The 12,913-nt window shown below is 67.8% G+C and carries 17 protein-coding genes and 1 tRNA gene; 10 read left to right on the plus strand and 8 right to left on the minus strand.

All coding sequences use genetic code 11. The features are described from left to right. The first annotated feature begins 5 nt into the window (after positions 1–5). Complete coding sequence (locus ACTJKK_RS09635) at positions 6–920, plus strand: helix-turn-helix domain-containing protein (RefSeq protein ID WP_247633657.1); 915 nt, start codon at positions 6–8, stop codon at positions 918–920. A gap of 189 nt (positions 921–1,109) precedes the next feature. Here the strand turns inward: ACTJKK_RS09635 and ACTJKK_RS09640 are convergent, their stop codons facing one another. Next, entirely contained in the window at positions 1,110–2,222 is a 1,113-nt protein-coding gene (locus ACTJKK_RS09640) for an MFS transporter (RefSeq protein WP_440747819.1), read from the minus strand. Positions 2,223–2,429: 207 nt separating this feature from the next. Between ACTJKK_RS09640 and ACTJKK_RS09645 the strand changes: the two genes are divergently transcribed. Then, positions 2,430–3,836, plus strand: coding sequence for an MFS transporter (locus ACTJKK_RS09645; protein ID WP_440747820.1), 1,407 nt, complete (start codon positions 2,430–2,432; stop codon positions 3,834–3,836). Between the two features lie 15 nt (positions 3,837–3,851). On the opposite strand, the gene ACTJKK_RS09650 is transcribed toward ACTJKK_RS09645, so the two are convergent. Beyond that, entirely contained in the window at positions 3,852–4,409 is a 558-nt protein-coding gene (locus tag ACTJKK_RS09650) for a MarR family winged helix-turn-helix transcriptional regulator (RefSeq protein ID WP_440747821.1), read from the minus strand. A 107-nt stretch (positions 4,410–4,516) separates the two neighbouring features. Here ACTJKK_RS09650 and ACTJKK_RS09655 point away from each other — a divergent pair, with 107 nt between their 5' ends. Next, the gene (locus ACTJKK_RS09655; protein ID WP_440747822.1) at positions 4,517–5,395 is read left to right on the plus strand and encodes a hypothetical protein; all 879 of its coding nucleotides are present in this window, start codon (positions 4,517–4,519) and stop codon (positions 5,393–5,395) included. A gap of 258 nt (positions 5,396–5,653) precedes the next feature. Here the strand turns inward: ACTJKK_RS09655 and ACTJKK_RS09660 are convergent, their stop codons facing one another. Next, entirely contained in the window at positions 5,654–6,292 is a 639-nt protein-coding gene (locus ACTJKK_RS09660) for a hypothetical protein (RefSeq protein WP_440747823.1), read from the minus strand. 1 nt (position 6,293) lies between these two features. After that, entirely contained in the window at positions 6,294–6,899 is a 606-nt protein-coding gene (gene dcd, locus ACTJKK_RS09665; protein WP_247624321.1) for a dCTP deaminase, read from the minus strand. A gap of 145 nt (positions 6,900–7,044) precedes the next feature. On the opposite strand from dcd, the gene ACTJKK_RS09670 reads away from it, so the two are divergent. The 6 genes from ACTJKK_RS09670 (at position 7,045) to ACTJKK_RS09695 (ending at position 10,047) form a co-directional block, all read left to right on the plus strand. After that, positions 7,045–7,461 carry a hypothetical protein gene (locus ACTJKK_RS09670; RefSeq protein ID WP_440747824.1) on the plus strand — a complete coding sequence of 139 codons (417 nt, stop codon included), beginning with the start codon at positions 7,045–7,047 and terminating at the stop codon, positions 7,459–7,461. Positions 7,462–7,726: 265 nt separating this feature from the next. Further along, on the plus strand, positions 7,727–8,098 hold the full coding sequence (locus ACTJKK_RS09675; RefSeq protein ID WP_247957067.1) for a hypothetical protein: 372 nt from the start codon (positions 7,727–7,729) through the stop codon (positions 8,096–8,098). Between the two features lie 179 nt (positions 8,099–8,277). Beyond that, on the plus strand, positions 8,278–8,673 hold the full coding sequence (locus ACTJKK_RS09680) for a hypothetical protein (protein WP_440747825.1): 396 nt from the start codon (positions 8,278–8,280) through the stop codon (positions 8,671–8,673). A 13-nt stretch (positions 8,674–8,686) separates the two neighbouring features. Next, a complete protein-coding gene (locus ACTJKK_RS09685; RefSeq protein ID WP_440747826.1) occupies positions 8,687–9,055 on the plus strand; it encodes a hypothetical protein in 369 nt (122 codons plus the stop codon). Between the two features lie 177 nt (positions 9,056–9,232). Then, positions 9,233–9,613, plus strand: coding sequence for a hypothetical protein (locus ACTJKK_RS09690; RefSeq protein WP_440747827.1), 381 nt, complete (start codon positions 9,233–9,235; stop codon positions 9,611–9,613). A 20-nt stretch (positions 9,614–9,633) separates the two neighbouring features. Beyond that, the gene (locus ACTJKK_RS09695; protein WP_440747828.1) at positions 9,634–10,047 is read left to right on the plus strand and encodes a hypothetical protein; all 414 of its coding nucleotides are present in this window, start codon (positions 9,634–9,636) and stop codon (positions 10,045–10,047) included. Positions 10,048–10,069: 22 nt separating this feature from the next. Here the strand turns inward: ACTJKK_RS09695 and ACTJKK_RS09700 are convergent, their stop codons facing one another. Beyond that, complete coding sequence (locus tag ACTJKK_RS09700) at positions 10,070–10,747, minus strand: GAP family protein (RefSeq protein WP_440747829.1); 678 nt, start codon at positions 10,745–10,747, stop codon at positions 10,070–10,072. Positions 10,748–10,850: 103 nt separating this feature from the next. Between ACTJKK_RS09700 and ACTJKK_RS09705 the strand changes: the two genes are divergently transcribed. After that, positions 10,851–10,921 (plus strand) — tRNA-Gly (locus ACTJKK_RS09705). Between the two features lie 33 nt (positions 10,922–10,954). On the opposite strand, the gene ACTJKK_RS09710 is transcribed toward ACTJKK_RS09705, so the two are convergent. The 3 genes from ACTJKK_RS09710 to ACTJKK_RS09720 all read right to left on the minus strand — a co-directional run bounded on the left by ACTJKK_RS09710 (position 10,955) and on the right by ACTJKK_RS09720 (position 12,908). Beyond that, positions 10,955–11,581 (minus strand): flavin reductase family protein, encoded by a 627-nt coding sequence (locus ACTJKK_RS09710; RefSeq protein ID WP_440747830.1) that lies wholly within the window; start codon positions 11,579–11,581, stop codon positions 10,955–10,957. A gap of 244 nt (positions 11,582–11,825) precedes the next feature. After that, positions 11,826–12,563: a hypothetical protein gene (locus tag ACTJKK_RS09715; RefSeq protein ID WP_440747831.1), complete on the minus strand. Its 738-nt coding sequence runs from the start codon at positions 12,561–12,563 to the stop codon at positions 11,826–11,828. Beyond that, positions 12,564–12,908, minus strand: coding sequence for a hypothetical protein (locus ACTJKK_RS09720; RefSeq protein WP_440747832.1), 345 nt, complete (start codon positions 12,906–12,908; stop codon positions 12,564–12,566). It abuts the gene before it with no gap. Positions 12,909–12,913 lie beyond the last annotated feature (5 nt).

The raw sequence follows: 12,913 nt of genomic DNA on the forward strand, positions 1-12,913 counted from the left end.
AAAGCATGACTGTGGATGCGGATGCTCTGGCGCGCGTGCTCGCGACCGTCGACCTCCGCGTGGGCTTCGCCCGCCGCGTCCCCATCTCCTCGGGCGAGCTGCTGCCGATGATGCCCGACGCAATGACGCTCGTCTACGTCGCCGAGGGCGGGGTGGCGGGGCATCCGCCGCTCCAGGCCGGATGCCGCCTCGACGTCGATCGCTCCTCGCAGGAGGTGTCGGTCGATGCCGGCGCACCGCGCGATCTCCTGGTCTCGGGCGACGCCTTCCTCACACGGGGCGGCTCCCCCTTCGCTCTCGAGGCCGACGGCGACACCACTCTCATCGTGCTCGACATCGAACTCGCCGACGCGGCATCCCCGCTGCTCGCCCTGCTTCCCGATCTCGTGACCGTCACCGGCTTCGACGCTCTCGAACCCGCCGCCGCCACGCTCGCCGCCAGCATGGGACTCGTCGACCCGACGCAGTTCCCGCTCCGGCGCACCGATCCGGTGATCTGCAAGCTCATGGCGACCACCGTGTTCCTGTCGGTGATCCGCGCGTGGGCCGAGAACGGCTGCGCGCCCGCCGGGTGGCTGCAGACGTCGAGCGACCCGTTCCTCGACCGCGTGATCGACGCGATCCACGACGAGCCCGGCCGAGACTGGACCGTCGAGCGCCTCGCGAGCGTCGGCGCGATGTCGCGCTCGACCTTCGCGGAGCGGTTCCGCAGCGCGATCGGACGCTCCCCCGCCGAGTACGTCACCGAGGTGCGCGTCGATCAGGCCAAGCGGATGCTCGACGCCGGGCGGTCGGTGTCGGACATCTCGCGCGCTCTGGGCTACGCCTCCGACGAGGGGTTCAGCCGCGCCTTCCGCCGACGCACCGGCATGACGCCGTCGTCGTGGCGCCTGGCCCACCGGACGCCGGTCTCGGCGTAAACCACGGCGTCCGCCCGCCCTTTCGCGTCCCCGTTCCTTCGCCCGTCCTCCCCTCCGAGGACGGCACAACTTCGGAGTTCTGGGGCCGACACCCCGTCTAAACGCGCTCGTGCGCGGCGTGTCGTTCCGAATCTCCGAAGTCGTGCCGGATGGCGGGGCGACGATCCCCCTCGAACCGTCGCCCGCCGCTCAGCCGCGCACGCGGTTCGAGAGCCCGAAGAGCACGGCGCCGACGACCAGGAGTGACGCCCCCAGCACGTAGGCGACCTCGACCCCGGCTCCGTCGACGAGGAATCCGCCGAGTCCGGCCGCGAGCATGATGGCGCCCTGGAACCCGACGACCACCAGGCTTCCGCCGGCCTCCAGTCGCGACGGCATCCGATGCCCGACCCACGTGTTCACCACGATCAGCCACGAGGCGAAGAAGAAGCCCCACACGAACACGACGACCGCGATCCCGACGACCGAGCCCGAGAGCAGCAGCATCGAGGCGACCGACACGGCGATCACCAGCGGCGCGAGCACGGCGAAGAACGCGAAGGTCTTGTCGATCACGAAACCGATGACGAGGTTGCCGATCAGACCGCCGGCGCCGAACAGCGCGAGCAGCACGACGATGGTCGTGGCATCCGCATCGGGAATGCGCTCGAGCGCGAGCCGCACGTACGTGTAGGCGAGGAAGTGCCCGAGAACGACGAAGACGTGACCGATCAGACCGAGTCCGATACCGGGCTGACGGACCGTGTCGACCAGCAGGCGGATGCTCGACGCCTGCGCCGCGGGCACCGAGGGCAACAGCGCGCGCAGGGCGATCGCGAGGAGCCCGGTGGCGACGCCCGCGATCGCGAACACCGTGCGCCAATCGACGATTTCGGCGAGCATCACGCCGAGCGGCACACCCGCGACGGTTGCGAGCGAGGTGCCGGCGGCAGTGAACATCACGGCGCGGCCGAGGCGCTCGGGGCCCGCGATGCGCGCCGCGACGGTGATCGACATCGACCAGAAGGCGCTGATCGCCGCCCCCAGCAGGAACCGGGCGAGCAGCACGATGATCAGGTTGGGGGCGATCGCCACGATGAGGTTCGAGACGGCGGCGGCGAGCGCCATCCACACCAGCAGCGACCGGCGGTCGAGGCGCGGGAAGACGAGCCCGATGGTCGGGGCGACGATGAATCCGACGAGCGCGGTGACCGTCACGGTCTGACCGGCCTGCCCGGGCGTCACGCCGAGCGCGGTGGCCATCTCGGTGAGCACGCCGTTGGGCAGGAACTCCGCCGTCACGAGCAGGAAGCTCATGAGCATGACGACGATGAGCCCGCCCTAGCGCATCCGTCCGGCCGGGGCGGATGCGGTGGTGGGCACGGGGGAGGTGATCGTCATGCGTCCAGCCTGGTGCACACGGATGCCGCGCGCCCGACCGCCCGTCCACGGCATCCGACCGATCGTCCGGGGCCTGCGGCACGGCGCGCCGTCACCGCCCGTTCACCGGGTGCGGCCAGACTTCGACTCATGAGCGCACCCGAACCCCAGCCCGGCGCCCCCGAGCCGGTCGCCACGGCGAACAGCGGCGCCGTCGCCGTCATCGGCCTCGAGCTGCGCGGCGAGACACCGGCCCCCAAGAAGCAGGTCTTCTCGTGGGCGCTGTGGGATTGGGCGACGCAGCCCTTCAACACCGTCATCCTGACCTTCGTCTTCACCGCCCTCTACCTCGTGGGCGAGGGGTTCCTGCCCGCCGACATCGCGGCGCTCGACGAGAACGACCCGGTGCGCCTGGCGGCCGAGGCCGACCTGACCTCGGGCCTCGGCCTGGGATCGACGATCGCGGCGTTCGGCATCCTGCTGCTCGCGCCCGTGCTGGGCCAGCGAGCGGATGCCGCGGGGCGACAGAAGCTCTGGTTGGGCATCGGCACCGGCGCCCTCATCCTGTGCATGCTGGGGCTGTGGTTCGTCGAGCCGACGCCGAGCCTGTTCTGGCTGGGTGTCGCGCTGATCTCGGCGGCGACGGTGTTCCAGGAGATCGCGGCGGTCAACTCCAACGCGATGCTCATCGGCATCGCCAACCCCCAGAACGTCGGACGCATCTCGGGTCTCGGCTGGGGCTTCGGATATCTCGGCGGCATCATCGCCCTCGCGATCGTGGTGGCGCTGAACGCGGTCGGCTGGTTCGGGATGCCGACCGACAACGGTCTCGTCTACCGCCTGATCGCGGTCGGCTGCGCGGTGTGGGCGATCGTGTTCAGCATCCCGATCTTCCTCAACGTGCCCGAGCCTTCGCTCGGCCGCCCCGAGCGCAAGGTCGGATTCTTCCGCTCCTACGTGCTGCTCGTGAAGGACGTCGCCGGTCTCTATCGCGAACCCGAGACGCGCCCGACGTTCTGGTACCTGCTCTCGAGCGCCGTCTTCCGCGACGGCCTCGGCGGGGTGTTCGCATTCGGGGCGATCATCGGCACTGCCGTGTTCCGGTTCGAGACCGACGACATCATCATCTTCGGCATCGCCGCGAACCTCATCGCCGGGGTCTCGACGATCCTCGCCGGGCGTCTCGACGACCGCGTCGGCCCCAAGCGCATCATCCTCGTATCGATCGGCTCGATGATCGTCGCCGGACTCGCGGTCTTCCTGCTGCGCGACGGCGGGGCGATGGTGTTCTGGATCGGCGGACTCATCCTGTGCGCGTTCGTCGGACCGGCGCAGGCCGCCGCGCGTTCGTTCCTCGCCCGGGTCACCCCGGCCGGACGCGAGGGCGAGATCTTCGGCCTCTACGCGACGACCGGTCGCGCGGCGAGCTGGATGGCCTCGGGCGCCTGGACGCTGCTCATCGTGCTCACGGCGCAGACCGCGTTCGGCATCCTGGGCATCATGATCGTGCTGCTCGTCGGCTTCCTGCTGCTGCTGCCGGTGAAGGCGCCGCGCTGATCGGAGCCCCGCGGGCTAGCGCTGCCAGTTGTCGGCGAGCTTGTTGAGAAGACGGGCCAGCTCGGTGCGCTCTTCGTCGGTGAACGCGGCGAGAGCGCCACTGAGCAGCTGACGTCGCTCGCCCCGCATGCCGCGGGCGAGGCTGCGGCCCTCGTCGGTGAGTGCGATGCGCGTGCGACGGGCGTCATCGGGATCGGCTTCGCGCCGCAGGAACCCGTGGTCGACACCCTGCTGCACGAGCCGCGAGGCGCGCGGCTGGTCGACACCGATCGCCACGCCGAGCTCGCTCACGCTGAGCGGTGCGGATGCCGCCGCGAGGGCTTCGAGCATCCGCATGCGCGCGGGTCCGCCGAGGCGGCCGGAGGGATCGCCCATCCACGGCGGCATGCCGGGGTGCCCGTGGCCGAAGGGTCCCCCGCGCTCTCCCCCGCGCGGTCCGCCGCGCCAGCCGTGCGGACCGCCGTGCCCGTGATCATGGGGCCCGCGGTCGCCGCGGTCTCCCGGCCGACGCCCGCGCAGACGGGACAGGGCCTGGGCGATCGCTTCGGCGGGGTCGATCTCTTCGGTGCTCACACGTCGATTTTACATGCGACTTGACATGCATTCACATCGCATGTCACACTACATGTACATGCACAGTGACATACACGTGCACCCTGACATGCAAAAGGACGCAACCCATGAACACCTCTCAACAGAACCCCGAGAACACCACCCGCCCCTTCGGCTACTGGCTGAAGGCCGTCGACCGCCTCATGGCGGCCGAGTTCGCCGCCGCCTTCGACCGCGAGGGCGATGAGGTCGGTCGCCGTGACTGGCGCCTCCTCAACGTCGTCGATGGCACGATGCCGGCGCGACGCCCCCTCAACGAGCACAAGCTGCACCGCCTCATCGAGCGCGGCTGGGTCATCGCCGACGGCGACGGCGACGGCTGGACTCTCACCGACGACGGACGCGCAGCGAAGGACCGCCTCGGCGCGATCGTCGACGGCATCCGCGCGAAGGTCACGGGAGCCGTCTCCGAAGACGAGCTCGCCACCACCCTCGCCTCGCTCGAGAAGATCGCCCGCGCCTTCGGGTGGTACGAGGAGACTCCTCTCCCCCGGTCGCGCCGCCACGGCTTCGGCCCCCGCGGACGCTTCGGAAAGCACGCCGGCCCGCGGCACGGCTTCGGCCGCCGTCACGGTTTCGGCCCCGGCTTCGGCCCGGGTCGTGGCTTCGGCCCCGGTCACGGCTTCGGCCCCGGTCGCGGTTTCGGACCGGGGCACGGCTTCGGACCGGAGCACGGCTTCGGACCGGACGCCGACGGCGAGCGCGACTTCGGACCCCGTCACGACTTCGGCCCCGGACACGGTTTCGGCCCCCGACACGGCTCCGGCCACGACGGAGACTGCGGCCACGGCTCCCACGGCTCCCACGGCTCCCACGGCGAGCGCGGCCACGGACCCCACGCCCACGGTGACCGCCGCGGGCATGGTCCGCACCGCGCGGCCCGCCTGGCGCAGCACGCGTACGAGCGCGGTTTCGACGCCGGCTTCAGCCGCGGGCGCGACGCCTGACCCGAGTCACCCCATCGAGAGAGGGGCGGATGCTTCGGCATCCGCCCCTCTTCGCGTCGTGCCCTGTACCCAACTCAGGAAGAATGGCGCTCACACCCGTCGAATCGGCCGAAACGGCGCCGATTCACGGCATCCGTCCTGAGTTAGTGCCACGCTCCCCGTTCACAACTCCTCAAAATCACTCGCCGCAACCCCCGAAATCCGGGTTTCCGGGCCTTCGCGTCCCGTTTCTCCGGAGTTATGAACGGGGAAACGGGGTCAGATCGGCAGAGCGTCGGAGCCAGGCACCGGCGCCGCGGCCACGAGGGTGCTCGATCCGTGGTCGGACGAGGCATCGTCGAAGCCCGGGATGTCCAGGGTCGTGCTCGTCGCGAGGTAGATGACGAGGGCGATCGCGCCGGCGAGCAGCAGCACGAGAATGCTGAAGATCGCGACGGTCCACGCCCGGTACCCGCCGGATGCCGGAACCTCGGGTGCCACGAATGCCGGGTCGGGTTCGGGCGCGGTCGACGCGGCGTCGGGAACGACGGCGGGCACCGACGCGGGCGGGGTACGACGACGCAGCGATGCGGATGCCGGAGCACCCGCGGCATCTCCGTCGAACACCGGTGGCGGAGGGACCACAGCGTCACCGGTCGTTCCCTCGAAGGCGGGAGGCGGGGGAACGATGTCGTCGGTGGACGCCGACAACGGTGGAACCGACCCGGTCAGCGGACCGTCGAACGCGGGCGGCGCGGGCACGACGAGGTCGGCCCGATTGTCGTCGAAGACCGGGGGCGGCGGCACGACCGCGGCGGCCGCGGCATCGTCGAAGACGGGAGGCGGCGGGACGACGGCATCCGCCTCGCCGTTCTCGCGCTTGTCGGGGTCGGGCGGGGTGGTGCTGTCGCTGGTCATGTCAGCCTCCGAGAGCTCCGACGTCTGTGACGCCGACGTCTGTGCGATGGAAATTCTGGAAGGAACGGGATGCCGTCGGCCCCCGCTGTCCCTGGTACCGGTTGCCGTAGGGGCCGGAGCCGTAGGGGTTCTCGGCGGGCGAGGTCAGGCGGAAGAAGCAGAGCTGCCCGATCTTCATGCCCGGCCACAGCTTGATCGGCAGCGTTGCGACGTTGGCGAGTTCGAGCGTGACGTGTCCGGTGAAGCCCGGGTCGATGAACCCGGCGGTGGAGTGGGTGATGAGGCCGAGGCGTCCGAGCGACGACTTGCCCTCGAGGCGGGCGGCGACGTCGTCGGCCAGGCTGACCTGCTCGAACGTCGCTCCGAGTGCGAACTCGCCCGGGTGCAGGATGAACGGCTCGTCGGGGTCTACCTCGATCAGGCGGGTGAGCTCGGGCTGATCGACCGAGGGATCGATGAAGGGGTACTTGTGGTTGTCGAACAGCCGGAAGTACCGGTCGAGCCGCACGTCGACACTCGACGGCTGCACCATCGCCGGGTCGTGCGGCGAGAGCCCGATCTTTCCGGAAGCGAGTTCTGCCCTGATGTCGCGATCGCTGAGAAGCACGGGTTCAGCCTAGTTGCCGCATGGTTCGTGCTCACGAAGTATGCCCGTATCCGACGACCGATTCGGGAATCTCGACCGTCAAGCCTTGTGGCGCACTCCCTCGAGTGCGTCACCCATCGATGAGTGAAGACCGGAGACGAAGAACATGTCGACGCCTGTTCAGAGCAGCACCCCGCAGGAAGCGAAAACGCAGACGAAGAAGAGGAAAGGCCGGTGGCAAGCAGTCCTGCTCGCCGGACTGATGATCGCAGGCTCGGTGGCCGTACCGCAGGCTGCGAACGCCGCGTGGGCAAAAAAGAGCTGTCCCGGCTCTCGGGTGTGCATCGTGGCGATCAACGCGACCAAGCCGGTTGTAGGCATCATGACAAGCGGTAAGTACTACATCTCGCACAATTACACGGTGCGAACGGCGGGTGGAAAATTGCTCTGCAGGGGGCGGGTCGCTACGAACACGGTTGGTCCGATTTGTAACCTCGACGGTTATCGCGGCCGGGTCCGAGTCACGGTGGCACAAGGCTGGCACCCCAATTTTAAGGTCGACATCGCCGACAGCTTCCGCTAAGCGGCCTTCTGCCTCTGATCGAGACGAGACGTATGCCGCCGCACGTGCCCCCGGCACGAGAGGGCTGAATCCCTGAAGGCCCCGTCATCAGTGAGGCGACGGATGCTCGCGTCCGTCGCCTCATCGATGAAATCGACACCTCCGCTCACGTACGCGAAGTATGCCCGCATTCGACGACCGATTCGGGAATCTCGACCGTCTGGACTTACGACGCGCTCCCCCGGGTGCGTCATCCATCAATGATGACTGGAGAAGAAGAATGTCGATGAAGACGAAGAAGAACCGTTGGGCCGCGATCGCACTGGCCGCCCTGGTGGTGGCGGGAGGAACCGTGGCTGCGCCGCAGGCGGCGAGCGCCTATACGCAGACCGCGACCTGCGCGAAGTGGTTCTCCACGGATCAGTGCGCGACGTACGTGAACGCGAAGAAGAGTGTGAAGTTCCGGCTCTCCACCGACTCGAACCAGGGCTCGCACCGGTACACGGTCCGCACTCCCGGCGGGCGCCTGCTCTGCAAGGGCGACATCGCTCCCAACGCGGGCAGCAAGAGCTGCTGGTTCGGCACGTACACCGGACGCGTCAAGATCACCATCGAGAACAAGTGGGGCGTGGAGGAGAAGATCGTCGTTCTGCGGTGATCGCTCCAACGTGACCTCGAAGAAGCGCGCCTCCGAATCCCCCTCCGGAGGCGCGCTTCTGCGTCGATCCGAGGCATACCGGTCCGCGACGACCGATTCGCCGGCGCTCGTCGTCTGGTAGACAACGGGCTCGACCCCGGGCCCGGTATCCCCCAAGAAAGAACGACCGGAGATCACACATGTCAATGCTGACGAACAACACCAGAGAAACGACGAAGAAGAAGGGGCGATGGCAGGCGATCCTGCTGGCTGGCCTGGTCCTCGCGGGTTCTGTGGCCGTGCCGCAGGCCGCTAACGCCGTGACGACAACCCAGGGATGCTACTTCGGGCCGACCTCGTGCAGCGTGAAAGTGAAGACCTCGCAGCACCGCATCCTCCTGACCACGACGAGTTACGGCATCAACACCGAAGCGCGATACACGGTGCGCACCAACGGCGGAAAGCTCCTGTGCAAGGGAACCATCAAGCACGGTGGGAGCACGAAGGGTTGCTACTTCCCGAACTACGACGGCGCCGTGAAGGTCACCATCAGCAAGCCGGCGCTCTTCGGAGCGACGCTCACGGTCCGGTACTGAGGGGCTCATCACGATGATGACGAACACGAAGACGAAGAACCGCTGGCAGGCCGTCGCGCTGGCGGCCCTCGTAATGGCGGGATCGGTGGCGGTACCGCAGGCGGCGGATGCTGCGGCGAAGAAGCAGGTCAACTGCACGAGCTATCAGGCAGGTACGTGCAAGGTGACGACGAAGGCGAACGGAGTGATCCACTTCCGGGTGACCGCGAACGCCATGGGCAAGAGCATGCCCTTCACGGTGAAGACGAGCAGCGGGCGCACCCTGTGCAGCGGCAAGGCCGCATCGGGGCAGCTGCGCATCTGCTCGTTCACATACTCGGGCAAGGTCACGGTCGCCGTCAAGGCGCCGGCATGGAGCTTCCCGAGCATCGTGGCGTACTGATGCACGAGTGAGATCGAAGCGCACCTCCGGTACCCCTCCGGAGGTGCGCTTCTTTCGTCAGCACCGGGCGCAGGGAAGGTATGCCCGTACGCGACGACCGATTCCGCGATTCACTTCGTCTTTGCTGCGACGGGCCGCATCCGGTCCGCTCCCCTTTTGAACGAGACCGGAGAAGACATGTCGCTGAAGACGAGGAAGACAACCCGATGGCAGGCGCTCGCCCTGGCCGCACTGGTGCTGGCCGGCGGATCGATTGCCGTGCCACAAGCGGCGAGCGCAGCAGCGAAATCCACCACGTGCACCACCGTCTGGTTCACCGGATCGTGCCAGGTGAAGATCAAAGCCCCGTACGGAGTGGTGCAGTTCCGCGCGACGGCGACCGTGCCGCGCGGAACGAAGATGGCGTGGAACATGAAGACCGCATCGGGAAAGACTCTGTGCAAGGGCACGATGACGTCCGGTTCCTGGCGGAGCTGCTCGTTCGGTTACCGGGGCACGGTGACCGTCAAGGTGTCGACCGGGCTATCGAGCCAGGCGACGATCTCGGCGTTCTCCTGAGCAGGCGCGGAAGAGAAGAGGTGAACAGAACCATGTCCCCCGACAAGAAGCATCTGCGACGCTGGCAGGCGATGACCCTCGCGGCGCTCGTCGCCGCTGGTGGATTGATCGCGATCCCTCAGATGGCCGCCGCCGCCGAACACAAGACGACGTACTGTCGCGGACTCTACGACCCGCCGCCCTGCACGCTCACCGTCAATGCTTACAGCGACGTGCAGTTCAAAGTGACATCGAGCTACCCGCGAGGACCGCACCGCTACACGGTGAGAAAGCCGGGAGGCCAACTGCTCTGCCAGGGCACGATCATCCCGAACTTCGGCAGTAAGTACTGCTCGTTCGGCAAGTATCGAGGGCGTGTGAAGATCACCGTCCAGAGCATCCAGGGAACTCCCCTCAACCTCTCGGCCACGTCCAACCCGCGGATCTACATCTAGACGCGACAGAGCGCAGCATCCGCTACGGCCAGAGGATGCCGATGCCGCTGCCGACCGCCGAGAAGCCGAGCACCAGGAACAGCACGCACATGATGGTGTTGTTCTCTCGGCTGAGCCAGACGTGCAGCGCCGCGAGCGGTGCGCGCAGGCGGTCGGCGGCGATCGCGTAGGCGACGACGGGGACGAGCACGGTGGATGCTGCGATCACCGCGAACACCGTGATCGGCACGAGCAGCTCGGTGCCCTCGAGGTCGGAGACGCCGAGGTCGATCGCGACGCTGAGGCTGAAGATGTAGGTCTTGGGGTTCACGGCCGAGAGGAAGAGGCCGAACCGCAGGGCCGCGGCGAAATCGAACGCGTCGACCTTCTGCATCCATCCCGGCAGCTTCGGCTCTTTGCCGTGCTTCGGGCGCTTGCGCCACTGGCCGACTGCGAGCACCACGAGCAGCACGCCGACCACCAGCTTGGCGAGGCCCGCCGCAACTCCAGGTTCGGAATCGTCGCGGTCGGGCAGGAACGTCGACAGCGCCGTGAGCACGCCGATCACCACCAGGATGCCGACGACCCACCCGATCAGGAACCCGAGGCTGCTCGTGCGCGCCTTCGGGCTGAGCAGCGTGAGGATGACGACGATGATCGGCAGCGGACTGATCGCGATACCGAGCGCGAACGGAAGAAGCTCCCCGATGACACTGCCCATACCGACATCATGGCGCGGATCCGACGGGCCGAGTGAGCGCTTTGGTCGCGGGCCGGGTGGCAGGTAGGCTGGCGTCACCCCGTTCCGCGAGGATGCGGGGTTCGGGGCTGTAGTTCAATGGTAGAACTTCTGCTTCCCAAGCAGACAGCGCGGGTTCGATTCCCGTCAGCCCCTCCGTCTTTTCCCGCGGGACACCGGTCCGCCCGGTCAGCTGACAGCTGACGACGGGTCGAGGAGTTCTGCGCGGAAGTTGCTCCCGACGCGCTGCCCCTGTGCGAAGTAGTGGCGGAACGAGTAGTAGAGCGGCTGCCAAGCATCCGTGTCGATACGATCGCCCTTCCCCGTTCGGACGATGCTCTCGTGAACGTGCACGCGCAGCACCTTCGCCTCGACGGCGACAGCGCCGCCGTCCCCGATCGGGAGGAACTGCTCCGCGCGCGCTTCGATCTGCACAGGGCACTGGGCGATGCGCGGAGCGCGGACGAGGTCGGACGCGACCGGCGTGAACCCCCCGAGACTCCACTTGTCGGGCTCGTGCCGATAGGCGGGGCGCTTGGACTCGGGGACGGGGGAGCATCCCGTGGTCGGGGCGATCGCCTCGATGGCCTCGACGAGTTCCGGCGACGGAAGGTTGATGACGAGGTCGGGCACGCGCCGGAGATTCGCCAGGGTGTGACCTTCGGATCCCAGTCCGAGCAGGTACCGATCGTCGAGTGCCCAAGCCGAGGAGATCGGCCCGATGTTGGATGAGCCATCGGGGCTCACCGTGGTGATCAACGCGACCGGAGTTCCGAAATAGAGCACGGGCAGGTCGACGTCTCGCGTTCTCTCCATCCCTTCATCTTCTCGGCCGGAACAGCGCCGCGTGAAACGAAGCGCCTCGCCCGGGCGCGTCACGTCCGTGCCGCACCGGAAAGCTGTCGATGCGCGGACGATCAGGTTGGCGAGTAGAGGAAGTTGGATCGGCGACGTGAAGGTGCCGAGGCGCACCCCCGGTCGGGAAGACGCTACCCCTGCGTGACGTGCGGCCGGGTGACTGTTCGAGCAGACCCTGCGCACGGCAGCTCGCGCGTAGTCGTCAGATGCCGCCCCCACCACCGCCCGAGCGCTGCGTGAGGGTCCGCGACTCCGCGGCACCGCAGGAATTGATGACGGTCACGGTGACGTCGAGCGTGTTGGAGTCCGAGTTACCTCGACCGACCTCGACCAGCCCGGCGTCGGGATATCGAGCGACGAGCTCCACGTACCGTTCATCGAGCTTCGCCCACAGGTCGTCGTTGGTGCTCGACCGGTCCGGGGCGAAAGAGACCGTGTCGGGAGAGACGACAGAACCCGATTCCGCGCTGTAACGGTCGACATTGCTCGCCGAGATCAGGCCGTTCGTCGCCACCAGCTCATCCGGCATGCCCGCGGGCCCCGTCGCCACCAAGCTGTAGCTTCGAGAATCGGTGCGGACCAGCTCGACGGCGAACGTAGGCGCGAACGGAGCGAGGGAATCCAGCCAGCCGTTCGGGCCGAAGGTCACGGTGATCTCGCCACTGACCGACGACACCGCGTAGCCGGTGATCGCCCCGCCATCCCAGGGAACCGCCGCAGGCACGCAGGCGCATTCCTCAGGCGTGGTGTCGAAAGTCCACGTCGTCGTCGCATCCTGCGGGAAGACGTAGCCCGGCGCGGCCTGAGCACCCACGGTGACGACGAATCCCGTCACGCTCTGCGAGTACACGACGCCGGGGGCTTCCGGGATCCGCACTTCAGACGTCACGCCGCAGACATCCGACGCGACCATGACCGGCGCGGTCGGCGTCACCGTCATCTACGCCGGCGACGGTAGGCGCGACGGCGACGGCGACGGCGAGGGCGTCGACGTCGGCAGAGGCTGCTCCGCGCTCAATGGTGAACTCGGGCTGGAATCCTCGTAGCTGCAATCGAGGTCACCGCTGTCCGCGTAGGAAGCGCTGGGGGCGATTACCGGAGCAAACACGAGCACCCCGATCACGATGAGCGCACCCCCTGCAACCGTTCCGATGCCGCGCTTCCCGCCGCGTGCGCGCGCGATCATCAGGGCAGCTCCACTGACCAGCAAGAGAAGCGCGACGATCGCGATCACGGAGTGATCGGCACCCGTCTCCGCAAGCTGACAGATGCTCTCGTCGCCCATATCGA

This window comes from Microbacterium sp. 22179 (assembly GCF_052045715.1).
GTDB lineage: Bacteria > Actinomycetota > Actinomycetes > Actinomycetales > Microbacteriaceae > Microbacterium > Microbacterium galbinum.

What these genes read in the sequence shown, in the direction of transcription:
- ACTJKK_RS09680 (WP_440747825.1), top strand. Translation starts at nt 8,278, where the DNA reads ATGTCAATGCTGACGAACAACACCAGAGAAACGACGAAGAAGAAGGGG.
- ACTJKK_RS09640 (WP_440747819.1), bottom strand. Translation starts at nt 2,222, where the DNA reads ATGCTCATGAGCTTCCTGCTCGTGACGGCGGAGTTCCTGCCCAACGGC.
- ACTJKK_RS09715 (WP_440747831.1), bottom strand. Translation starts at nt 12,563, where the DNA reads ATGACGGTGACGCCGACCGCGCCGGTCATGGTCGCGTCGGATGTCTGC.
- ACTJKK_RS09645 (WP_440747820.1), top strand. Translation starts at nt 2,430, where the DNA reads ATGAGCGCACCCGAACCCCAGCCCGGCGCCCCCGAGCCGGTCGCCACG.
- ACTJKK_RS09690 (WP_440747827.1), top strand. Translation starts at nt 9,233, where the DNA reads ATGTCGCTGAAGACGAGGAAGACAACCCGATGGCAGGCGCTCGCCCTG.
- ACTJKK_RS09685 (WP_440747826.1), top strand. Translation starts at nt 8,687, where the DNA reads ATGATGACGAACACGAAGACGAAGAACCGCTGGCAGGCCGTCGCGCTG.
- ACTJKK_RS09720 (WP_440747832.1), bottom strand. Translation starts at nt 12,908, where the DNA reads ATGGGCGACGAGAGCATCTGTCAGCTTGCGGAGACGGGTGCCGATCAC.
- ACTJKK_RS09675 (WP_247957067.1), top strand. Translation starts at nt 7,727, where the DNA reads ATGAAGACGAAGAAGAACCGTTGGGCCGCGATCGCACTGGCCGCCCTG.
- ACTJKK_RS09635 (WP_247633657.1), top strand. Translation starts at nt 6, where the DNA reads ATGACTGTGGATGCGGATGCTCTGGCGCGCGTGCTCGCGACCGTCGAC.
- ACTJKK_RS09700 (WP_440747829.1), bottom strand. Translation starts at nt 10,747, where the DNA reads ATGGGCAGTGTCATCGGGGAGCTTCTTCCGTTCGCGCTCGGTATCGCG.
- ACTJKK_RS09660 (WP_440747823.1), bottom strand. Translation starts at nt 6,292, where the DNA reads ATGACCAGCGACAGCACCACCCCGCCCGACCCCGACAAGCGCGAGAAC.
- ACTJKK_RS09710 (WP_440747830.1), bottom strand. Translation starts at nt 11,581, where the DNA reads ATGGAGAGAACGCGAGACGTCGACCTGCCCGTGCTCTATTTCGGAACT.
- ACTJKK_RS09670 (WP_440747824.1), top strand. Translation starts at nt 7,045, where the DNA reads ATGTCGACGCCTGTTCAGAGCAGCACCCCGCAGGAAGCGAAAACGCAG.
- ACTJKK_RS09655 (WP_440747822.1), top strand. Translation starts at nt 4,517, where the DNA reads ATGAACACCTCTCAACAGAACCCCGAGAACACCACCCGCCCCTTCGGC.